19 protein-coding genes are annotated in these 21,318 nt (G+C 45.5%); 9 read left to right on the top strand and 10 right to left on the bottom strand.

All coding sequences use genetic code 11. From position 1 onward, the window contains the following. Positions 1-120: 120 nt before the first annotated feature. Positions 121-2,121, top strand: a complete 2,001-nt coding sequence (mnmC, locus tag D1Z90_RS09885) for a bifunctional tRNA (5-methylaminomethyl-2-thiouridine)(34)-methyltransferase MnmC2/FAD-dependent 5-carboxymethylaminomethyl-2-thiouridine(34) oxidoreductase MnmC1 (RefSeq protein ID WP_119910587.1) — start codon at positions 121-123, stop codon at positions 2,119-2,121. Positions 2,122-2,167: 46 nt separating this feature from the next. Here the strand turns inward: mnmC and D1Z90_RS09890 are convergent, their stop codons facing one another. Beyond that, entirely contained in the window at positions 2,168-2,764 is a 597-nt protein-coding gene (locus D1Z90_RS09890; RefSeq protein ID WP_119910588.1) for a DUF922 domain-containing protein, read from the bottom strand. Between the two features lie 364 nt (positions 2,765-3,128). On the opposite strand from D1Z90_RS09890, the gene D1Z90_RS09895 reads away from it, so the two are divergent. Together D1Z90_RS09895 and D1Z90_RS09900 are read left to right on the top strand one after the other, a co-directional pair. Beyond that, positions 3,129-4,286 carry a response regulator gene (locus D1Z90_RS09895; RefSeq protein ID WP_119910589.1) on the top strand — a complete coding sequence of 386 codons (1,158 nt, stop codon included), beginning with the start codon at positions 3,129-3,131 and terminating at the stop codon, positions 4,284-4,286. Between the two features lie 2 nt (positions 4,287-4,288). Next, positions 4,289-5,242, top strand: coding sequence for a sensor domain-containing diguanylate cyclase (locus D1Z90_RS09900; protein ID WP_119910590.1), 954 nt, complete (start codon positions 4,289-4,291; stop codon positions 5,240-5,242). A 73-nt stretch (positions 5,243-5,315) separates the two neighbouring features. On the opposite strand, the gene D1Z90_RS09905 is transcribed toward D1Z90_RS09900, so the two are convergent. Together D1Z90_RS09905 and D1Z90_RS09910 are read right to left on the bottom strand one after the other, a co-directional pair. Beyond that, positions 5,316-5,588 (bottom strand): YfcL family protein, encoded by a 273-nt coding sequence (locus D1Z90_RS09905; RefSeq protein ID WP_119910591.1) that lies wholly within the window; start codon positions 5,586-5,588, stop codon positions 5,316-5,318. A 229-nt stretch (positions 5,589-5,817) separates the two neighbouring features. Next, positions 5,818-6,369 carry an elongation factor P hydroxylase gene (locus tag D1Z90_RS09910; RefSeq protein WP_232525233.1) on the bottom strand — a complete coding sequence of 184 codons (552 nt, stop codon included), beginning with the start codon at positions 6,367-6,369 and terminating at the stop codon, positions 5,818-5,820. A 253-nt stretch (positions 6,370-6,622) separates the two neighbouring features. Here D1Z90_RS09910 and D1Z90_RS09915 point away from each other — a divergent pair, with 253 nt between their 5' ends. After that, positions 6,623-7,672, top strand: a complete 1,050-nt coding sequence (locus D1Z90_RS09915; RefSeq protein ID WP_119910664.1) for a 3-deoxy-7-phosphoheptulonate synthase — start codon at positions 6,623-6,625, stop codon at positions 7,670-7,672. 43 nt (positions 7,673-7,715) lie between these two features. Here the strand turns inward: D1Z90_RS09915 and D1Z90_RS09920 are convergent, their stop codons facing one another. The 4 genes from D1Z90_RS09920 to seqA all read right to left on the bottom strand — a co-directional run bounded on the left by D1Z90_RS09920 (position 7,716) and on the right by seqA (position 13,816). Continuing rightward, positions 7,716-8,684, bottom strand: a complete 969-nt coding sequence (locus D1Z90_RS09920) for a succinylglutamate desuccinylase (protein ID WP_119910593.1) — start codon at positions 8,682-8,684, stop codon at positions 7,716-7,718. Positions 8,685-8,870: 186 nt separating this feature from the next. Beyond that, positions 8,871-11,345 (bottom strand): glycogen/starch/alpha-glucan phosphorylase, encoded by a 2,475-nt coding sequence (locus D1Z90_RS09925; RefSeq protein ID WP_119910594.1) that lies wholly within the window; start codon positions 11,343-11,345, stop codon positions 8,871-8,873. 217 nt (positions 11,346-11,562) lie between these two features. Beyond that, positions 11,563-13,209 (bottom strand): phosphoglucomutase (alpha-D-glucose-1,6-bisphosphate-dependent), encoded by a 1,647-nt coding sequence (gene pgm / locus D1Z90_RS09930; RefSeq protein ID WP_119910595.1) that lies wholly within the window; start codon positions 13,207-13,209, stop codon positions 11,563-11,565. Between the two features lie 19 nt (positions 13,210-13,228). Next, the gene (seqA, locus tag D1Z90_RS09935) at positions 13,229-13,816 is read right to left on the bottom strand and encodes a replication initiation negative regulator SeqA (protein WP_119910596.1); all 588 of its coding nucleotides are present in this window, start codon (positions 13,814-13,816) and stop codon (positions 13,229-13,231) included. Between the two features lie 146 nt (positions 13,817-13,962). On the opposite strand from seqA, the gene D1Z90_RS09940 reads away from it, so the two are divergent. From D1Z90_RS09940 to fur, 5 genes are all read left to right on the top strand, one after another. Then, entirely contained in the window at positions 13,963-14,718 is a 756-nt protein-coding gene (locus D1Z90_RS09940; protein WP_119910597.1) for an alpha/beta fold hydrolase, read from the top strand. Positions 14,719-14,790: 72 nt separating this feature from the next. Beyond that, a complete protein-coding gene (locus tag D1Z90_RS09945; protein ID WP_119910598.1) occupies positions 14,791-15,012 on the top strand; it encodes a DUF2788 domain-containing protein in 222 nt (73 codons plus the stop codon). 19 nt (positions 15,013-15,031) lie between these two features. After that, complete coding sequence (ybfE, locus tag D1Z90_RS09950; protein WP_119910599.1) at positions 15,032-15,304, top strand: LexA regulated protein; 273 nt, start codon at positions 15,032-15,034, stop codon at positions 15,302-15,304. A gap of 28 nt (positions 15,305-15,332) precedes the next feature. Beyond that, positions 15,333-15,860, top strand: a complete 528-nt coding sequence (gene fldA, locus D1Z90_RS09955; protein ID WP_119910600.1) for a flavodoxin FldA — start codon at positions 15,333-15,335, stop codon at positions 15,858-15,860. Between the two features lie 181 nt (positions 15,861-16,041). After that, positions 16,042-16,464, top strand: a complete 423-nt coding sequence (gene fur / locus D1Z90_RS09960; protein ID WP_119910601.1) for a ferric iron uptake transcriptional regulator — start codon at positions 16,042-16,044, stop codon at positions 16,462-16,464. 62 nt (positions 16,465-16,526) lie between these two features. Here the strand turns inward: fur and speB are convergent, their stop codons facing one another. From speB to glnS, 3 genes are all read right to left on the bottom strand, one after another. Beyond that, a complete protein-coding gene (gene speB, locus D1Z90_RS09965) occupies positions 16,527-17,450 on the bottom strand; it encodes an agmatinase (RefSeq protein ID WP_119910602.1) in 924 nt (307 codons plus the stop codon). After that, positions 17,451-19,361: an arginine decarboxylase gene (gene speA / locus D1Z90_RS09970; RefSeq protein WP_119910603.1), complete on the bottom strand. Its 1,911-nt coding sequence runs from the start codon at positions 19,359-19,361 to the stop codon at positions 17,451-17,453. A gap of 253 nt (positions 19,362-19,614) precedes the next feature. Beyond that, positions 19,615-21,288 carry a glutamine--tRNA ligase gene (gene glnS / locus D1Z90_RS09975; RefSeq protein ID WP_119910604.1) on the bottom strand — a complete coding sequence of 558 codons (1,674 nt, stop codon included), beginning with the start codon at positions 21,286-21,288 and terminating at the stop codon, positions 19,615-19,617. Positions 21,289-21,318 lie beyond the last annotated feature (30 nt).

Genomic DNA, 21,318 nt, shown 5'->3' on the forward strand with positions numbered 1-21,318 from the left:
ATAGACCCTGTGGTTCTCTTGTTGCCGACCATAATAGCATTTAGTTTATGACAACTGGTCGGATTTCGACAATTTAAGGTAAAATCGGTGACATCATGCCATAACTAAGAATTTTTTGCTTTGTTAAATCAAAAACTCCAGCAGGCCGACTTAAGTTGGAACCAAGAAGGGACACCCACATCGACTCAATTTGATGATGTATATTTCTCCAACAATAATGGCCAGCAAGAAAGTCAGTACGTATTTTTAGCGGGGAATCAGCTCTCTGAGCGGTGGCAAGTCCACTCCCATCGCCATTTTGTCATTGCCGAAACAGGCTTTGGTACTGGGCTGAATTTTTTAAACAGCTGGCAGGCATTTGACGAATTTAAAGTTCGCCAAGGGGATCAAGAATCGCCACTGCAGCGATTGTATTTTATCAGCTTTGAGAAATACCCTTTGAGCCAAAGCGATTTGCAACAAGCATTACAGCAATGGCCACAATTACAACAATATGCGGCCCAGTTAATTGCCAAGTACCCCTACGCAACGCCGGGTTGTCACCGCCTCATGTTCGACAATGGCCGAGTGGTTCTTGATTTATGGCTTGGGGACATTCATGACAGCTTACCCAATATGTTTGTACCACCACAAGGACTGGTAGACGCATGGTTTTTAGATGGCTTTGCGCCAAGTAAAAACCCAGATATGTGGTCACCTGAGTTATTTTCACAAATGGCGCGACTGGCCAAACATGATGCGACATTGGCCACCTTTACTGCCGCAGGCTTTGTTCGCCGTGGCCTCATTGACGCAGGCTTCACCATGGCTAAGCGCAAAGGTTATGGCTACAAACGGGAAATGCTCGTGGGTCGCTTCGAGCGCGATACCCATCCATTGCAAAGGGATTTCACCGAGCGAGCGGTCACCGCTCCTTATCAAGATGTCTGCATTATCGGCGGCGGTTTAGCCAGTGCGAGTTTGGCTTTTGCTTTGGTCAATAAAGGGGTTAAAGTTCATTTACACTGCCAAGATCACAAGCCAGCCCAAGGCGCGTCGGGTAATCGTCAAGGCGCTTTATATCCGCTATTAACCCCCGATAACGCAACCAACAGCCACTTTTATTGTCATGCATTTCAATTTAGCCAACAACAAATTGAAGCATTCAAAGCAGTCGTTGACCACGATTTTTGCGGTGTGCTTGAGTTAGCCTATCGCGATAAAGCCATCGCCAAGCGCGATAAGGTAATGGCTGCCGAATACCCCAAGGCCCTGGTTTACAACACTTCTGCAAAGCAAAGTGAAGAACTTGCAGGCGTCGAAATAGACTTGCCCGGGCTTTGTTATCCTGATGGCGCGTGGTTAAGCCCGCGTCAGTTAACACAAGCATTACTGGAGGATGCGCAAAAAAGTGGGCTGTTAACCTTGCATCTCAACAGCCAGATCATTGCCTTTTCAGAAAGTAAACAAGGGGTGAGCATTACCGACCAAGAGCAAAAAAACTATCAGGCTAGCGCAATCATATTGGCTAATGGCGCCAATATCCTGCAGTTTGAGCAGGCCGCCGAGTTGCCACTTTTTCCAGTAAGAGGTCAAGTCAGTCATATTGATACAAATACAGTACTGGCGCCGCTTAAGCGGGTACTTTGCTACCAAGGATACTTAACCCCTGCGCACAATGGCCAACATTGTATTGGCGCAAGTTATGGCCGAAACAAAGATGACACTGCATTCAGTGAAGCAGAGCAGCAAGAAAACAAACAAAAAATTGTCACGTCTTTTTCACAACAAGACTGGCCAAATACAGTAGATGTGTCGACCTTAAAAGGGCGCGTGAGTGTTCGCTGTGGCACCCGCGATAACCTCCCCTTTGTCGGCAAACTGCCAAATAAACCGGCCTACCTTACTTCGGCATTAAACAGTAACAAAAAGGAAGTAAGTATACCGGAAGCATTGAGTTATCAGCATGTATTTGCCTTTACGGCATTAGGCTCACGCGGAATATGCACAGCCCCACTCTTAGCCGAGCTAATGGCCTCTGAATTAACTGCTGAGCCCTTACCGGTGGGGCTCGACGGTTTGTTCAACCTTAACCCGAACCGATACTGGGTGAGGAGCATAAAAAAAGGAAGGCCTTTTTAGGTCTTCCTTTTTACGCGTCATTAAAGGTTTCGCAATTATAGCTGGCTTATTGGAAAGTCAGCTTGCGCTTTCTGTCATATTCGTCGCTTACTTTGCGCGCTTTTGTAAGTAAATTAAAACCACGTTTGTCAATGGCTTTTTGAATAGTATCACAACTGCCTTTGGCAGCGGCTTGTTGAATATCCGCAATCAGTTCGTCAGCGGCATCAATCACGATGTCTTTATGACCCGTTTCATGATCAAGCAATGCACCTAAGTATATTTGCCAGTTTTGCTGCGACTTCTCTGACTGGTCATCGACGTTTAACCAACGCGGCACAACAATTTCAATGTCAATGTCAACCGTGGCGTTACCAATCCGGCACATATTGGTTTTTTTCTCAAATAACAGCTGCCAGTTCATGTGGTAGCTAGCCTTACCCGCCGCTTTGTTACCTGCTTGACCGGCTGGGCCAACTAGTCTAACTTTTTGGAATAACTCATATAAACTTTCAGCTTCAATATCATAAAACCTAAAGTTCACATTCACATTTGGAGCAAGTTGTTTTAGTTTTGGGGACGGTTCCCAGCTATTTGCTGTCGCATTAGATAAGCCTAAAGACAAGCTACAAAACAACAATGAGAGCAATGTTAAGCGTTTCATTTTAATTAAAGATTTTCCCTGTGAATGACCACAAATGAATTAAATTCAGACCCATATTTCAAACGGACTCAAGCTAACATTCAGCGCCTAAATGAGCAAGTTCGCAGTTCAAAGTTTTGAGTAATGACAAAGCAAAAATACCAATTTTGTTATTGTCCCAGAATCAAAAGCCTGAAAGCATGGCAAAAGTATGAAGACAGAGTGATAGGCACGCTAGATATTTCCACCAGTTATTATAGGTTTTGCCAAATAAAAACAGAGCTTTTAGTGAAAAAATAATCATATATAAAGAGAATTTGAACTCATACTGAGTATTAAGACGTTATCTCTTTTATCATGATCGAAAGTGTTTTAAGGATAAACTATGTCTTTACCAATTTTAATTTGCGACGACTCCTCCCTTGCTCGCAAACAAATGGCTCGAAGCTTACCCGATCACTGGGATGTGGACATAACATTTGCGACTCATGGCGGCGAAGGTATCGAAGCGATCCGCGCCGGCAAAGGCGATGTGGTATTTCTCGACTTGAATATGCCAGTGATGGACGGTTATGAAGTGCTAGAAGCGATATGCAAAGAAGATCTACCGGCCATGGTGATTGTTGTGTCCGGCGATGTACAACCTAAAGCCCATGAAAAGGTAATGGGTTTTGGGGCTCTCGATTTTATCAAAAAGCCTGTAAGCAAAGAAAAAATCGCTGATATACTAGTGAAGTACGGCATTGTGCAAGAGAAAGACTTGCTGCCCCCTCTCACTTCTCAAACATCACCCGATGAACCCGTTGCAGCGACACCTCAGCCAACTGAAAAGCCAGAGGCTAACGATGCGCCCGTTCAGGAAGCGGCAAAAGCGGTACCTGAGATTAGCACTGCGAAGCCAGATCTAGCTGGATTTAAAGAAAGCCCTTACACCGGGCCAAAGATAGTGTTAGAAAACAATATTCGCGATGCTTACCAAGAAGTCGCGAACGTTGCGATGGGCCAAGCCGGCGACCTATTAGGTCAGCTGTTGGAAGCTTTTATCTCTTTGCCTATTCCCAACGTCAACTTATTGGAAGTCAGCGAACTTACTATGGCATTGGCCTCGGCCGAAGAAGAAGACACCATTTCAGCGGTTTGCCAGGGTTATATCGGTGCTGGCATCGCTGGGGAAGCATTGATTCTGTTCCATGATTCGAGCTTTCAAGACATGGCAGATTTGATGGGCTTTAAAGGCACGCTTAATCGCCATTCAGAAATTGAAGTCATGATGGACATATCCAACATTCTTATTGGTGCCTTCTTAAAAGGGTTTGCCGAACAACTGGACATGAGTTTTAGCCAAGGTCACCCTGTAGTGCTTGGCCAGCATTGCCAAATCTCGGAGTTGATGAGTGAAAACGCCAATCGTTGGCAGCAGACCTTAGCGATTGAGGTAAATTACTTAATTGAGAGCCATAATATTCATTGTGACTTACTAATGCTGTTTACCGAAGACTCCATCACCACCTTAAATAATAAACTAACTTATTTGTTGAACTAGCCATGAATACTGGATTTGATTTAAAAGAGTTCCACTGGATGGTCGAGATGGTACAAACCATTGATGTTGGCTTAGTGGTATTAGACCGAGAATATAAAATTCAAGCATGGAATGGCTTTATGGAGAACCACAGCGGCAAAGGCGCTAGTAAGGTTCAAAATGCCAATATGTTTGATGCTTTTGAAGAGCTACCCGCAGACTGGATGATGCATAAAATTCAATCTGTGTTTATGCTCAAAAACCGTGCGTTTACCACTTGGGAACAGCGTCCGCACATCTTTAAGTTTAAAAACTATCGCCCTATTACTGGCACGGCTGAGTTCATGTATCAAAACATGACCATTATACCGCTGCTTAACCTCAACGGTGAAGTGTCTCACGTCAGCTTGATTATCTATGATGTAACCGATAGCGCGGTGAATAAACTGCAACTTAAAGACGTTAATGATCAGCTAAAAGATTTAAGCCGAATTGACGCGCTGACACAGCTGTTTAATCGTGGCCACTGGGAGTCCCAATTTAGCCAAGAATTTATCCGCTACAAGCGTACCGAACAAGCAACCAGCTTGGTCATATTTGATATCGACCACTTTAAAAAGGTCAATGATACTTATGGCCATCAGGCTGGAGACAAAGTTATTCAAGCGGTGTCTCAATGTGTGCGTGATAACCTTCGCGAATCTGACGTTGCTGGGCGTTATGGCGGAGAAGAATTTACCGTATACCTGGTCGACACCCAAGCTGATCATGCCAAGGTGTTTGCTGAAAGATTACGCCAAGGCATTGAACAGTTAGTGGTGCATCATGATGGTACCGCCATTAACTTCACGGTCAGTTTAGGCGTAGCAGAAGTAAATAAAACAATGAAAACCCACAAGGAGTGGCTTGAAGCTGCCGACCAAGCCTTATACAAGGCCAAAGAAACGGGCCGCAACCAAGTTTGCATGGCAAAATAATCTAAACTAAGCGCTAAGCTTTGGCTTGGCGCCTTAAATGGTTTGCAATATCGTCAATGCCTCCAGCAGGCTGTTACTGCTCGCCCGCACTTTGTAACCTTAGCCACATTTGCTCTACCAAAGCTTGATCCGGCGGGGCTAGCTCTTTAGCGTGATAAGCTTGTTGTAGGCTCTTGCTCATTTCCGAAATAAAGTCTTGCTTGGCTTCCAACTCTTGCTCCTCACATTTTGCTAAGGCAACGCTCAAGTGACCCGATAAGTAACCCGATGCAAATAACTCGTCGTCGTCACCTTGGTCTAAAATGTCGCCGATAACCTGCTCAATCGCGTGATAAAAATCATGCATGCTGTGACTCCTTAAAATAACCTGAACTCGGGATGATGAGTGTCGTAATCATATGATAAATAATAAAACTTTAATTAAGTACAAACTTACCACTCTCGAAATAACCTAATTTTGCCACAATACTGATAGTTTGGTTCCTGTCAAGGCGGAGCCACATGTCCAATAGCCCGCTATTGGCAGTGGCGACAACGCAGAAAGGGACCCAAATAGCTGTGTTGTGAGGCGCTGCTTATCCCGAGTTCAGGTTAAAATACATTCCTGAGTACTGAAATTGGGAAAATTGCAGCGCGGGCTGCTGATAAAATTGTCTGAGGACTTGACTCAATTGCGCCATTCTTGGGTTTAAGCCCGCAATCAGTATTTGGCTGACTTCATCATGAACCCGGTGCTGAAATGCTAATCTGTCTATCGCAATGCCGGAAAGGTTATCAGCGCTAACATTAAACCCAAGGCCGCAGCTTTGACTTAATATCCACTCATACGCCTGCGGCCTGACTTCGACGCTTTCAAACGCTTTTTGCTGCTCGGCATCACGGCCATCGGGGGCATACCAATAGCCATAGTCTTCGATCAACCGCCGCTGCGGGCCCGCTACGCACCAATGCGCAATTTCATGCAACGCACTGGTAAAAAAACCATGAGCAAAAATAATCCTGTGCACCTTACAATCGCCGTCTGCAGGCAAGTAGATGGGTTCGCTCTCTCCCGCGACAAGCATCGTATTGTGGGACGCTAAAAAACAATCATTGAAAATACGAATAAGGTCAGTGTACTGATGCAATGAAATAATACCTAGAATACAAAATGGCCGTTAGTTATTTAAAGCCAGCCATAATACGCCGGCTCCGTGGTTGAGCATTCTACCTCCCCCGTATATTTTCACCAGTACAAAAGGGCTAAAACCTGCGGGTTTTACATTTTAGTCATATTTACTAATGCTTGTTAGCAACACGAGATTAAATGAGGGTTTTACTTTTCTGTTGCCGGCTTTTTCGCTATGGTGACTTCATCTAAAGTTATTTATGACCCATATTATGCCTTTAAAAACAGATGAACTGAGAACGGAAAAACTCGATTACCTCATTACCCCTGCTGAGCTGGCTGAGCATCGTCCATTGACCGACGCCGCTGCCGGTGTTGTGACCAGAGCGAGACGCGAAACAGAAGCGATTTTGTCTGGCGAAGATAAACGTTTATTGGTCATTGTTGGCCCCTGCTCTATTCACGATCCAGAAGCGGGACTGGCCTATGCCAAACGTTTAGTTAAACTGAAAGATGAACTATCTGATGACTTGTGCATTGTCATGCGCACTTATTTTGAAAAGCCACGCACGGTAGTCGGCTGGAAAGGGTTAATCAACGATCCTGATCTTGATGGTAGCAATAACGTCAATAAAGGCATTACCCTTGCCCGCAATTTATTACTCGATATCAATGAACTGGGTTTGGCCACCGCGACCGAGTTTCTCGATATGGTAACAGGGCAATACGTCGCGGACTTAATTACTTGGGGAGCGATAGGCGCCCGTACCACAGAGAGTCAAATCCACCGGGAAATGGCCTCGGCACTGTCTTGCCCTGTGGGCTTTAAAAATGGTACCGACGGTAACTTACAAATTGCGCTAGATGCCGTTCGAGCCGCCAAAGCCCGCCATATTTTTTATTCACCAGACAAGATTGGTCGCATGACCATATACAAAACGGCGGGAAACCCTTATGGCCATATCATCTTACGGGGCGGCAAAAGCCCCAATTACAGCGCCAAGCATATAGCTCAAGCTGAGCAGCAGCTGAGCGATGTCGGCTTGACACCTAGACTGGTAGTGGACTTTAGCCATGGCAACAGCTTAAAGCAGTATAAAAAACAGCTGGACGTCGCCAACGACATCATGGCGCAAATGCGTGCAGGCAGTAAATCGATTGCCGGAGTAATGATTGAAAGCTTTATCGAAGAAGGAAATCAAGCGGTAGAAGACGGTAAAGAATTAGTGTTTGGTAAGAGCATCACTGATGCATGTATCAACTGGCAAGACACAGAGCTGCTTTTGAGAGATTTAGCTAAAGCCAGCAGAGAAAGCCGCTAAACCCAACTCACACGCTTAAGCAACGCTTAATGTACGGCCCTTATCACTTGTTATGGGCCGTTAAACACACTAAGGCCCTCGCACCCAGCTCTACTTTGTCATTGGCAAACAACAACCACTCTTGCTCCGCGTTCACTTTGATAAGATTATCTTTTGTGTAAGCCAATATTTGCCCTTGTTGCGCACAGCTGAAATTGGCACCACAAGCAAAAGACGATAAACGAAAGCCGTTATCCCTCTTATAAATTTGCCGCAAAACATCAAACCGTTTAATTGCCAAAGGTTGGGGAGTCAATGTTTCAATGTCTCCCGTTTGTGACCATTGTAAAATGGCTTTTTGCCACGGCAATAAAGCGGCCATATCGACATCTTGCCAAGGCAAGTTATGACCTAGTTCAACGGTAATGGCTAACGCCCCTCGCAATGAGCTGCCATAACTTAAGGTGTGATTGATGTAGTGGGTATAAACAATGGCTTCCACCCCGAGGCTGCCGAGCCAGGGCTCTAGTTGATGAATTTCATCTTGTTGCGGACAATGTGGCACTAAGGCAAAGCTGGGGTACACAGATGGTCGAATACTTGAATGAAAATCAAGGTGATATTGCTTAGTTGGGTGCAAGTGATAAAAATGATCCAGCGCCGTTTCAATTTCAATGGCTCTTACCTGCTCTTGGCTTGCCTGAGTTGGACGCGGCTCAGCGGTAAATAATCGATTGAGGTTGGTTTGTATATAGCGCCGCTGCGCTTGAATGGCTGCAGGGTGGGCAAATATCAGTAAACACGCTTGGCGTGGTGGCTGCTTTAGCCAACAGTGTAATAAAGCGCCCGCTAACGCAATGGGAGTTATCTCATCGCCATGAACGCCGGCAGAGATAACCAAAGCCGCGTCAGCCACTCTAATGCGGGGTTGAAAATAAAAGATACCCGGCTGCCACACTTGGCACCAACCTTGTCGGTATGCGTTAGACACCTTCACCTCTAACGCGAGTCGGTCTAGATCAATGGGCTTCATGTTTTATACCCCACCATCGCCATTTGCACATAAAAGTTTATCAGATAGGCAAGCCATCTAAACAGCAGAGCACAGCAACCCGTATCGATACTCGCCCATAAAAAAAGGAAGCACAGCGCTTCCTTTAACTATAGCAAGGTACGCCAGCTCGACCTTTAACAAAGTGCGAGCGAGCGCTTAACCGGTTTAACCTTTCACAGGACACTTCTCAAGGTGCCAAATGGTATCCACATAATCTTGGATTGAGCGGTCTGAATTGAACTTGCCCATAGTGGCAGAGTTGATGATGGCCTTTTTAGCCCACAATTTCTTATCACGATAGGTCACATCCACTTCATTTTGAGCATCACAATAACTTTGGTAGTCAGCCAAGCATAAGTACTGATCGCCCCAATCTAGCAGGCTCTTCTTAATGTCTGACAGCGCACCTGGCTGACCAGGCGTAAAGAAGTCAGTGTCTAACCAATCTAGCACCGCTTTAAGCTCAGGGTTTGAATAGTAATAGTCAAACGGGTTGTAACCGTTGGTTTTAACGGCTTCCACTTGGTCAACATCAAGGCCAAAGATAAAGATGTTATCATCACCCACTTCTTCGGCAATTTCTATGTTAGCACCGTCTAGAGTACCTACGGTCAGGGCTCCGTTTAGCGCCAACTTCATGTTACCTGTACCAGAAGCTTCTAAACCAGCCGTAGAAATTTGTTCCGACACATCCGCTGCTGGGATCAGTTTTTCAGCCAAAGACACACGATAGTTAGGCATAAATACCACTTTCAGCTTGTCTTGAATACGATTGTCGTTGTTCACCTTATCGGCAATCTTGTTGAGTGCGAAGATAATTTGCTTAGCCATGTGGTAACCTGGAGCAGCCTTCGCGCCAAAGATAAATACCCGAGGAACCATGTCTAAATCAGGATTTTCCAACAAACGGCGGTACAAGGTCAAAATATGGATAAGGTTAAGTTGTTGCCGTTTATACTCGTGTAAACGCTTGATTTGAATGTCAAAGATCGCATCAGCGCTGACTTCAACACCGGTCAACTTGGCAATTTCTGTTACCAATTTCTCTTTATTTTTGCGCTTAATACTCATGAATTTCTTTTGGAACTTAGCGTCATCGGCCAACGGTAACGCGTCTTTTAACTTGTGCAAATTAGTTGGCCAATCTACCCCTACCGTATCATCGTACAAGGCTGCCAGCTCTGGGTTCGCCGCTTTTAACCATCTGCGTGGGGTTACCCCGTTCGTCACGTTAACAATCTTTTCTGGGTATAGGTCATTAAACTCTGGGAACAGGTCTTTTTTCACTAAGCGCGTGTGAATGGCTGCCACACCGTTTACCTTGTATGAGGAAACCACGCTTAAATACGCCATGCGCACCATGCGCTCGTCACCTTCTTGAATGATAGAAAGCTTACGCTTCATGGCATCATCACCAGGCCATTTTGCTTCCACTTCATTTTCTAAGAAACGGCGGTTTATTTCGTAAATGATTTCAAGGTGACGCGGTAGAACGTGTTCAAACATCGCCACAGGCCAGTTTTCGAGGGCTTCTGGCAATAAGGTATGGTTGGTGTAAGCAAATGTCTGAGAGGAGATTTCCCACGCTTGTTGCCAGTTCATGCCTTCTTCATCCATTAGGATGCGCATCAGTTCTGGCACGGCAACGGCTGGGTGAGTATCATTTAACTGAATGGCTACTTTGTCCGGGAACACAGACCAATCTTGGTTTGCGCGTTTAAAGCGGCGAATAATATCTTTCACCGAACAAGCGCAAAAGAAATACTGCTGGATCAAGCGCAACTCTTTACCTTGCGGCGTAGAGTCGTTCGGGTAAAGTACTTTAGAAACGGTTTCAGCTTGGGCTTTTTCTGCTTGGGCATCCACATAACCGCCGGCATTAAATACGTCCCAGTCAAATGCTTCACCCGGTTTACTTTCCCATAGACGCAGTACGTTGACCAGTTTTGCGCCGTAACCCACGATAGGAATATCCCAAGGAACCCCTTTCAACTTACGACTTGGGTGCCAAACTTTACGCATGGAGCCGTCATCATCAATCACGGTTTCTACGTAACCGTATAGTGGCACTTCTTGTACCGACTCTGGACGACAGATTTCCCACGGATTGCCGTATTCACGCCAGCTGTCAGGGCGCTCAATTTGATGACCGTCTTTGAACTCTTGACGGAACAAACCGTGTTCATAGTGAATGCCGTAACCTATCGCAGGGTAATCCAGCGTGGCTAACGAGTCGATAAAGCACGCGGCAAGTCGGCCAAGGCCGCCATTGCCCAGCGCCATATCTGGCTCTTCTTCACAGACCTCGTAAATATCTTTACCGAGCGACTTAAGCGCAGATTGCGCCTCTTTAAATAACTCTAAGTTATGTAAATTGTTAGATAACAAACGTCCCATCAAAAACTCAAGGGACAAGTAATTGACCGCTCGCGTGTCTTTTTTAGCGTGCGTTTTCTGCGTATTAGTGAGTTGGTCAAACACTAATTCATTCACCGCCGCACAGGTTGCATTCCACCAAGCTTTATCATTCGCTTTATCTTCGTGGGTACCTAGAGTGGTGTGTAAATGATGGATTATTTTCTTTTTTAGTTCGGTTGAAGTCAGGTTGAAAGGCTTAGCAGGTTTCTTTTTGGCCGCCATGGCATGTTCCTTAACGAGTCAGTGAAATTTGAATATCACAACTGGAGATTATCAAACAAATAAATAGGCTGAGATAAAAGTAAACCATAGCTTGTTGATTTACCACTTAATAGATAACAATATCGCTGTTTTTGATGTCAATTTTATGAAATGTTTAACAAAAAAAGGAGCCTGAAGGCTCCTTTTGAAAAATCTGTTAGGTTTTTGAGCTAGAGGTCTACAAACCAGCCTTGGCAAAAGCGGCTGAGACAATCTCTTTTGCCTCTGCTTGTACTTGGGCAAGGTGACTGTCGCCTTTAAAAGACTCCGCATAAATCTTGTAAATATTCTCGGTGCCAGATGGTCTCGCCGCAAACCAGCCGTTTTCAGTTACCACTTTAAGGCCACCGATAGCCGCATCGTTACCTGGCGCGTTGGTAAGTTTGGCAACAATCGTCTCGCCTGCTAACGTGTCCGCCTCTACAAGTTCAGGGCTTAAGCCTGCCAACACCGCTTTTTGTTCGGGAGAAGCCGGCGCGTCAATGCGCTGATAAACCGGTTGGCCAAACTCTGCTTCTAGCGCTTGGTAATGTTCGCCCGGGTCTTTCTTGGTCACTGCGATAATTTCAGCCGCAAGCAGCGCTAAAATAATACCGTCTTTGTCGGTGCTCCAGACGCTGCCGTCATGGCGTAGGAAAGACGCGCCAGCACTTTCTTCACCGCCGAAGCCAAAACCACCGTTAAACAGGCCGTCAACAAACCATTTAAAACCAACGGGTACTTCGCATAAATCTTTACCCAGCTTTTCTGCGACGCGGTCAATCATTGAACTCGATACCAGCGTTTTACCCAATTTAGCGTCAGCAGGCCACTGCGGTCTGTGGGTGAACAAGTATTGGATAGCCACTGCTAAATAATGGTTTGGATTCATCAAACCGGCAGACGGGGTCACGATGCCATGGCGATCATAATCAGGGTCATTACCCACTGCTACGTCAAATTTATCCTTCAGGTCAATTAACCCCGCCATGGCGAAAGGAGACGAACAATCCATGCGAATTTTGCCGTCTTTATCTAACGTCATAAATGAGAAGGTGGGGTCAACGGTATCGTTCACCACTTCGATATTCAGCCCATAGTGCTCGGCAATAACTGCCCAATAAGCAACGCCCGAGCCACCCAGTGTATCAACACCGATTTTCACACCTGCATCGGCAATGGCTTTCATGTCAATGACTTGGTCTAGGTCAGACACATAAGGTTTGATGTAATCATGGTGCTGAGCCAAATCCAGTGCGGTTTGGTAATCCATGCGTTTTACATCAACCAAGTCATCGGCCAAAATCTCATTGGCTCTATCTTGAATGATTTTAGTGACATTGCCATCCGCTGGGCCACCATTTGGCGGGTTGTATTTGAAACCGCCATCGCGCGGTGGGTTGTGAGAAGGCGTAATCACTATGCCGTCTGCACGCGGCGCTGCTGAGTCGGAGTTAAACCGTAAAATCGCATGGGAAATAACCGGTGTTGGGGTATAACCTAGCCCTTCTTGCACGACGACAGGAACGCCATTGGCAACCAACACTTCTACCGCGCTAGCAAAAGCCGGCTCAGAGAGCGCATGGGTATCTTTACCAATAAACAAGGGGCCTTCATAACCTTGTTCGGCGCGATATTCAGCAATCGCTTGGCTGATAGCCAAAATATGATCTTCATTGAAAGCTTGGTCGAGGGAACAGCCCCGATGGCCAGAAGTGCCAAACGCCACCTGTTGTTCTCGAATACTGACGTCTGGCGCCAGAGTGTAATAAGCTGAAACTAATGCTGGGATGTTGTCTAAGTCTTGCGGCTGAGCGACTTGCCCAGCACGAGGATGAACGGCCATAAGTGTCCTTATCTAATTTTTAAATTTTTTCACAGGCTTTTTCTATCACTTGATGAGCATACCCCATACTTGCCATCAATTGGGCGATAATAATACGTTTACGTCCAGTGTTTGCGTTGGTGATAACCCAGAATGGACTGTTAGGAATCGCCCTGGGTTTACAGGTCTTACCGCCCTCTTCTAACGCTGCTTCAGAGTCAGCTAAATACAAACGCTTGCGGCCTTTTACCGTTTCAGAAGCGGTGGCAAATTGCTCGCTGCTGTCTTGATACATGCGTGATAAAATCAGCAAAAAGCGCTCTACGGATAGCTCAGTGTTCGCTAATTGCTCACTGTTCAGAAATGCCAGTAAGTCATCGTAATCAAGATTTGTGTCAGCAATATGAGCATCATCCTCGCTATCATTAACAGCAGAGGTCTCTAATGCCTCTGACTCTGACGTTATCGCGGAGCTGGCACTGGAAGAAGGAGCAGGGTTGGCGTTAGAACTGCCTTGAGCAGGAAAATTTAATAATCGACGCAAAATTTGCGAGGCGCTTTCACCAATATCTTGAGTTTGTCCCGCTATGTACTGGTACAACTCATCATCTAACTCAATTTTTTTCATATTTTACAAACAGTCTCGACCAAACGTGCGACAGATTATAACCAGAGTTAGGCCGACTCTCCAATGACTTTAGGCAATAGTCAGGTTAGACTTAAAAGTAAAAAAGCCCGTCAGTGGTAAAAATCCTACACAAAGTGAAAGTAATAATGCAGTTAAATTATAACAAGACGGGCCAAGGCCCTGCTGTGTTCCTGATCCACGGTTTATTTGGTAGCTTATCGAATTTTGGTCTGCTGCATAAACATTTGCAAACCGACCATACTGTGGTCAGTGTTGACGTCAGAAACCACGGTGAATCGCCTCATTGTGACAGCATGTCTTACGCCGAGATGGCAAATGACATCATTCAATTAGCCGCACGCTTAGGGTTTAAGCGCTTCAGTCTTGTGGGCCATTCAATGGGCGGAAAAATTGCCATGGCAACCGCCATGCAAGCGCCGCAATATATAGATAAACTGATTATTGCCGATATGGCGCCAGTTACTTACCCATCTCGCCATCAAGGTGTTTTTACAGCGTTAAATAAGGTGCCGGTGCCCGGGATTAACTCTCGTAATGAAGCGAACATGATCTTGGCTCAAGGTATAGAAGAAGTCGGCGTGCAGCAATTTTTATTAAAGTCTTTGTACCGCAGTGAAGCCGGCTTTCAATGGCGATTTAACTTACACGGGTTAATGCAGCAGTATGACATCATCAGTCAGTGGCCGTTCAGTGACGAAAGTTATCAAGGGCCAACCTTATTCATTAAAGGCGAGCGCTCTGATTATTTGATCACTGAGTACACCGATACCGTCATACGTCAATTTCCTAACGCGAGAATGAAAATAATCAACAACACGGGGCATTGGCTTCATGCCGAGAAACCCGCCATTTTTAACAAGCTAGTCAGTGACTTTTTATAACACTAGGTGTTAACACGTTTGGTCCGTATGTGTTATATTCCGGCGGTTTAAAATACGGCGCAAGAAGAGTTTATGTTAAGCGAATACGTTGAAGAAATAGAAACCCTGGGTTTGTATGGCTTTTATGTCATCATATTTTTACTGATCGGATTATCTATTCAAGATGTATTAAAACGCAGCAATGTACCAACATTTGGCCGCGCCATTGTCTGGTTGGTGTTGTTCTTAGGCTGTGCCGGTTTTGTGTCGAAAGGCATTATTGAAGTATTTTGGGAGTCCAACGGACTGGGTTAACAGACTGGCAAACAGTACAATGGCAAAAGAGCTAACAGACAGAACCACTGGCGACCTCTTCGCAGAAGACAAAAGGCCGGGAAGACCAAAAACAAACCCGCTTTCTCGTGAGCAGCAGCTTAAAATAAATAAGCGCAACCAGATTAAACGAGATAAAGCCAAAGGGTTAAGACGCGTTGAATTAAAAGTTGAGCAAGATTTGTTCGAACATTTAAATCAATTGGCGGACAAACGAAACGTCAGCCGTAGCGAACTCATAGTTTCCATGTTAGAGCAACAGCTCTTACAGTAATAATTTATATAAGATAGGTAATTTCAATATGGCAAGTGTAGGGATATTTTTTGGAAGTGACACAGGCAATACTGAAGCTGTCGCTAAAATGATCCAAAAACAACTCGGTAAAAACCTGGTTGAAGTGAAAGATATCGCTAAAAGTAGCAAAGAAGAAATCGACGAGTTTAGCCTTCTACTATTGGGTATTCCCACTTGGTATTACGGTGAAGCCCAATGTGACTGGGATGACTTTTTTCCTGATCTCGAAGAAATCGACTTTAGTGAGAAATTAGTTGCCATTTTTGGTTGCGGTGACCAAGAAGATTACGCTGAGTACTTTCTTGATGCCATGGGCACCTTAGCAGACATCATCGAAGCGAAAGGCGCGACCATTATTGGTAACTGGCCAACTGAAGGTTACGAGTTTGAAGCCTCTAAAGCCTTGGTAGACGACGAGCACTTTGTGGGCCTAGGGATCGATGAGGACCGTCAACCCGAACTTACCTCAGAGCGTGTAGAAACTTGGGTTAAGCAAATCTACGAAGAAATGTGTCTGGCTGAACTAGAGGATTAATCTTCTCAGTCATTGCTGCGCCATAGATAGGAATTGTCTGTAACATTTTCACAAGGGAATGTTACTTTTGTTAACAATCCCTATTGCGCCTGCTAAGGAAAGCAATGTAAGCTATTTGCTTATATAATACGGTGTAGTTACGCCGTTTCTCAAATAAGAATTTCAGGATATCACCGCGACCATGGCCGATAATAACAAAGCATTAAAACAAGCAGGTCTTAAAGTTACGCTCCCAAGAATCAAAATCCTAGAGCTACTTAGACAACCTGATAGCCAACATATCAGCGCTGAAGACTTATACAAAAAGCTCATCGACTTAGGCGAAGAAATTGGCCTTGCCACGGTTTACCGCGTACTCAACCAATTTGATGACGCCGGCATCGTTACTCGTCACCATTTTGAAGGCGGAAAATCTGTATTTGAACTGTCAACCCAAGAGCATCATGACCACCTTGTATGTTTGGATTGCGGTAAAGTGATTGAATTTACAGATGACTTAATCGAAGCCAAGCAAATTGAAATTGCAGAAGCCCATGGTATTCAACTGACCAACCACAGTTTATATCTTTATGGCCGTTGCATGAACGGCAAATGCGAGCACTAGTTGATAGACTCAAGGTTTGCAGACAAAAAACTCAGCCTCGGCTGAGTTTTTTTGCTTTTAGCTCAGTTTTGATTCCGCTCACTCCATAAATACAGTAGCTCCAGTGCAATCGTCGCGCCAGCCAAAGCGGTAACTTCACCGCTGTCATAAGCGGGAGCCACCTCTACTACATCCATGCCCACCATATTGAGGCCTTTTAGTTCACGAATGATATTTAATATTTTATTGCTGTCTAAGCCTCCGCACACAGGTGTACCTGTGCCCGGCGCAAAAGCTGGATCTAGGCAATCAATGTCAAACGTCAGGTAAACGGGTTTATCTTTCACCCTGGCTTTGATTTGGGCCGCAATTTGCGCTGCATTCAGGGCATTACCTAAGGTACCATCAATCACTTCAAAGCCATGATTTTCTCGCTCATATTCGGTGCGAATGCCAACCTGAATCGAATGTTCAAGGCTAATAAGGCCCTCGTTAGGTGCGTGATAAAACATGGTGCCATGGTCATATCGGCTGCCTTGCGAATAAGTGTCGGTATGCGCATCAAAATGTACCAACGCCATTTCACCGTGATGCTTAGCATGTGCCCGTAATACAGGCAAAGTGATAAAGTGATCACCGCCAAGACTAAGGAGGGTTTTACCACTGCCAATAACCGCCTCTGCTGCGCTTTGTAAGCGTTGACACAAGTCTTCGGCATCACCAGCGTCAAACACTAGATCGCCGGCGTCGATCACACTATGGTGCTCAAACAGACTGAACGACCACGGGTACTTTTTCTCTTCCCATGCCAAGTTAACCGAAGCACGGCGAATAGCATCAGGTCCCATTCGCGCGCCAGAACGACCAGAAGTCGCCATATCAAATGGCACCCCGAGTACGGCGACATCAGCCTTGCTAGTCACAGGATCTGTCACCAGCGGGCATCGCATAAATGTCATCGCATTTGAATACAAAGAGTTATCTTTTTTTGTAAACAAATCATTCATCTAAAAATCCTCTAAATAAGTATAGCCGTCTAAGCCTTGCTCTAATTCGGCCAGTACCTGGCTTTGCTCATCATGTGATACTTGTTGTTCCACTAATTGGCGGTAGTTGCTGCGAATAACGTCCACGTCAAGGTGCACATAACGCATCATATCCGCCACGCTGTCGCCTTGGTTCGTCGCGACAATATCAATATCACCCGCATCGTTCACGTTCACCACGGCGCTGTGAGTATCACCAAACAGGTTGTGCATTGCGCCTAAAATTTCTTGGTAAGCACCCACCAGGAAAAAACCCATTAAGTAAGGTTCATTGGCATTCCAAGCTGGCACAGGTAAGGTTGTTTCAATGCCCTGCCCTTCAACGTATTGGTCAATCACCCCATCTGAGTCACAAGTGATATCGAGCATCACAGCCCTTCTGTCTTCCATTTTCTCAAGGCCAGACAAAGGCAACACCGGAAATACTTGCTCAATCCCCCAAGCATCAGGCAGTGATTGAAACAACGAAAAGTTCACGAAAAACTTGTCCGCTAAACGGCTATTTAATTCATCCAAAATGGGTCGATGAAAACGGTTTTTATTACTCATTTTCAAACTCAACTCATGATAAATCCGCAAGCTTAGCTGCTCTACCCACGCCCTTTGTTGTAAATTCAACACCCCTGTTGAAAACTGAGCATGAGCTTCAGATAAGTCACTTTGGGTATCGTTATAAATTTCAATGAGCGCTCTAGCGTCAGAGCCTTGCAACAAACTTTCCCAGTTACGCCACATGTTTTGCAATAGCATGGGCTCGCTGTCACCCACCGCGCTGATCTCTTCTGGTAAATACGTCTCGGTGCCAATCACGTTGGTGATCAGTACCGCGTGATGGGCCGTGGTAGAGCGCCCTGATTCAGAAATGATCACCGGCATAGGTTGGCCATAATGTTCACAAACGTCACTCAAGGTGCTGACAATGTTGCGCGCGTATTCAATCATGCCATAGTTCATTGAGTTGGATGACTGACTTCGCGTACCGTCATAATCTACCGCTAAGCCGCCGCCAACATCAAAATATTTGATCCCTGCGCCAATATCACGCAATTCACAATAAAATCTAGCCGCTTCGTTGACACCATTACGTACGTCACGAATGTTGGCCATTTGTGAGCCTAAATGAAAGTGTACTAACTGCAATGCATCCAGTTGGTCTACCTGCTTCAGCTTGTCGATGACGGTTAAAACTTGCGCCGCAGATAAGCCAAACTTAGATTTTTCCCCGCCACTCGCTTGCCATTTCCCGGCCCCCTGAGAAGCAAGACGAATGCGTAAACCGATACGTGGCTTCACTCCCAAGCTTTTAGCTTGCGCCAATACTAAATCCAGCTCCGACAGTTTTTCTAACACGATAAACACCGAATGGCCCAGCTTTTCACCAATAAGGGCGAGGCGTATGTACTCTCTGTCTTTATAACCGTTACACACGATGACAGAGCTTGCTTGCTGCGCTAACGCCAGTACAGCTAACAACTCAGGTTTACTGCCTGCTTCTAACCCCAACTGCTTGGTTTCCAGTTTGGCTTGGCTTGCCAGTACCTCTTCTACCACTTCTTTTTGCTGGTTCACTTTTATCGGGTATACCAATAAATAGTTGTTTGGGTAATCACATTCGTTGATTGCCTGATTGAACGCATCGCATAAGTTATGCACCCTTTGGTGTAATATTTGCGGGAAACGCACCAACAAGGGAAGGTTTAACTGGCGCTGCTCCAGTTGCTTTACGATCGCGCTTAATGCTACTGAATGCGCTTTATCACTGCGGGGAGAAACAACCACTTCACCATTATCATCAATGCCATAGAAGCCTTGGCTCCAATAATGGACATTGTAATCATCACGAACACGGTTCAACTTACTCGCTTGTGGCATAACAGGCCTCGCATCTAGAGGAAGAAAATATTTAACAGTTTAGCTGCTACCTTGGGTATAACGTCTTATTGACGAAGCCGCATTAACGGCGATCGCCCGCTGATTGTCTATCAATTAATTTTTATCGTTACGAACAAAAAAGCTTAGTAAACATCAAGGTAATGGGGCAACCAACAATAATGGTAGTTCACTGGACAAAAAAAAACGCGGCTAATAAGCCGCGTTTTATTTGCTGGAATAGAAGGGGGAAGAATTATGGCGCCATTTTGGCCCAAGTGTCTCGCAGCGACACCGTTCGGTTGAACACAAGCTTACCGTCGCTGGCATCAACGCTGTCTAAGCAGAAGTAACCTTCTCGCTCAAACTGGTAAGCTTGCAAAGGTTTGGCATCACCCAAGGAGTATTCAACCACAGCTTGTTTAACCACCAAAGACTCTGGGTTGAGTACTTCGTGAATATCCTCTGCCACGCCAGGGTTGGCTACAGTGAATAAACGATCATACACACGGACCTCAGCTAGGTGGTTTTTCGCTGCGCTTACCCAGTGGATCACGCCTTTGACTTTGCGCCCGTCTGCCGGGTTTTTGCCTAGGGTGTCAGGATCGTAACTGCAACGAATTTCAGTGATTTCGCCATTTTCATCTTTGATGACTTGTTCCGCTTTGATCACATATGCGTTACGCAAACGCACCTCTTTACCCAGCACTAAGCGCTTGTACTTTTTGTTTGCTTCTTCACGAAAATCATCACGGTCAATGTAAAGCTCACGGCTAAAAGGTAACTCGCGTTTACCCATGGACTCGTCTTTTGGATGGTTAGAGCCAGCCAAGGTTTCTATTTGCCCTTCAGGATAGTTCTCAATAACCAACTTTAAGGGCTCAAGCACCGCCATGGCACGAGGGGCATTGGCGTCAAAGTCTTCCCGAATACACGCTTCTAACATGGCCATTTCAACCGTGTTTTCTTGTTTAGTTACGCCAATACGCTTACAAAACTCAACCACAGCGGCAGGTGTATAACCACGGCGACGAATACCGGCAATGGTTGGCATACGTGGATCATCCCAACCCGATACCACGCCTTCAGTTACTAACGCATTGAGTTTACGTTTAGACGTCAACGTACTTTCTAAGTTTAAACGCGAGAATTCAATCTGCTGTGGATGATAAGGCGTAGTGATGTTATCCAGAACCCAATCGTACAAAGGACGATGATCTTCAAACTCTAAAGTACACAGACTATGCGTAATGCCTTCAATAGCATCCGAGATGCAATGAGTGAAGTCATACATAGGGTATATGCACCACTTATCACCGGTTTGATGATGGTGAGCAAAACGGATGCGGTAAATCACCGGGTCGCGCATTTTCATGTTAGGCGAAGCCATGTCAATTTTGGCTCGCAACATTTTGCTGCCTTCCTCAAATTCGCCTGCACGCATGCGCTTGAATAAATCGAGGTTCTCCTCAACGCTGCGATCGCGATAAGGGCTGTTTTTACCCGGCTCAGTTAATGTGCCACGGTACTCTCGGGTTTCATCAGCGCTAAGCTCACACACGTAAGCTTTGCCTGTTTCAATTAACTCAACGGCAAATTGATACAGTTGCTCAAAGTAATCGGAAGAATAGCGCACGGCTTCATGCCAATTAAAACCTAACCACTCTACGTCACGTTGAATAGCGTTAACGTAGTCAATGTCTTCTTTTAACGGGTTAGTATCATCAAAGCGCAAATTACACAGCGCATTGTCGTAATCTTGGGCAATGCCAAAATTTAGACAAATGGATTTAGCATGGCCAATATGCAGATAACCATTTGGCTCTGGAGGAAAACGGGTATGCACACGGCCGCCGTGTTTACCGGTTTTAATGTCTTCATCAATGATTTGACGAATAAAGTTGGTTGGGCGAGTTTCCGCCTGAGACATTGAACACCTCGAGTTAGATTAGTCACAGTG

The organism is Motilimonas pumila (assembly GCF_003596335.1).
Lineage (GTDB): Bacteria > Pseudomonadota > Gammaproteobacteria > Enterobacterales > CBDFNC01 > Motilimonas > Motilimonas pumila.

Bases quoted from the DNA above. Each gene is read 5' to 3' on its own strand.
- speA (WP_119910603.1), bottom strand. From the start codon at position 19,361: ATGCCACAAGCGAGTAAGTTGAACCGTGTTCGTGATGATTACAATGTC.
- D1Z90_RS09895 (WP_119910589.1), top strand. From the start codon at position 3,129: ATGTCTTTACCAATTTTAATTTGCGACGACTCCTCCCTTGCTCGCAAA.
- D1Z90_RS09920 (WP_119910593.1), bottom strand. From the start codon at position 8,684: ATGAAGCCCATTGATCTAGACCGACTCGCGTTAGAGGTGAAGGTGTCT.
- D1Z90_RS09940 (WP_119910597.1), top strand. From the start codon at position 13,963: ATGCAGTTAAATTATAACAAGACGGGCCAAGGCCCTGCTGTGTTCCTG.
- D1Z90_RS09905 (WP_119910591.1), bottom strand. From the start codon at position 5,588: ATGCATGATTTTTATCACGCGATTGAGCAGGTTATCGGCGACATTTTA.
- fldA (WP_119910600.1), top strand. From the start codon at position 15,333: ATGGCAAGTGTAGGGATATTTTTTGGAAGTGACACAGGCAATACTGAA.
- D1Z90_RS09925 (WP_119910594.1), bottom strand. From the start codon at position 11,345: ATGGCGGCCAAAAAGAAACCTGCTAAGCCTTTCAACCTGACTTCAACC.
- pgm (WP_119910595.1), bottom strand. From the start codon at position 13,209: ATGGCCGTTCATCCTCGTGCTGGGCAAGTCGCTCAGCCGCAAGACTTA.
- speB (WP_119910602.1), bottom strand. From the start codon at position 17,450: ATGAATGATTTGTTTACAAAAAAAGATAACTCTTTGTATTCAAATGCG.
- fur (WP_119910601.1), top strand. From the start codon at position 16,042: ATGGCCGATAATAACAAAGCATTAAAACAAGCAGGTCTTAAAGTTACG.
- seqA (WP_119910596.1), bottom strand. From the start codon at position 13,816: ATGAAAAAAATTGAGTTAGATGATGAGTTGTACCAGTACATAGCGGGA.
- ybfE (WP_119910599.1), top strand. From the start codon at position 15,032: ATGGCAAAAGAGCTAACAGACAGAACCACTGGCGACCTCTTCGCAGAA.
- glnS (WP_119910604.1), bottom strand. From the start codon at position 21,288: ATGTCTCAGGCGGAAACTCGCCCAACCAACTTTATTCGTCAAATCATT.
- D1Z90_RS09915 (WP_119910664.1), top strand. From the start codon at position 6,623: ATGCCTTTAAAAACAGATGAACTGAGAACGGAAAAACTCGATTACCTC.
- D1Z90_RS09945 (WP_119910598.1), top strand. From the start codon at position 14,791: ATGTTAAGCGAATACGTTGAAGAAATAGAAACCCTGGGTTTGTATGGC.
- D1Z90_RS09900 (WP_119910590.1), top strand. From the start codon at position 4,289: ATGAATACTGGATTTGATTTAAAAGAGTTCCACTGGATGGTCGAGATG.
- D1Z90_RS09890 (WP_119910588.1), bottom strand. From the start codon at position 2,764: ATGAAACGCTTAACATTGCTCTCATTGTTGTTTTGTAGCTTGTCTTTA.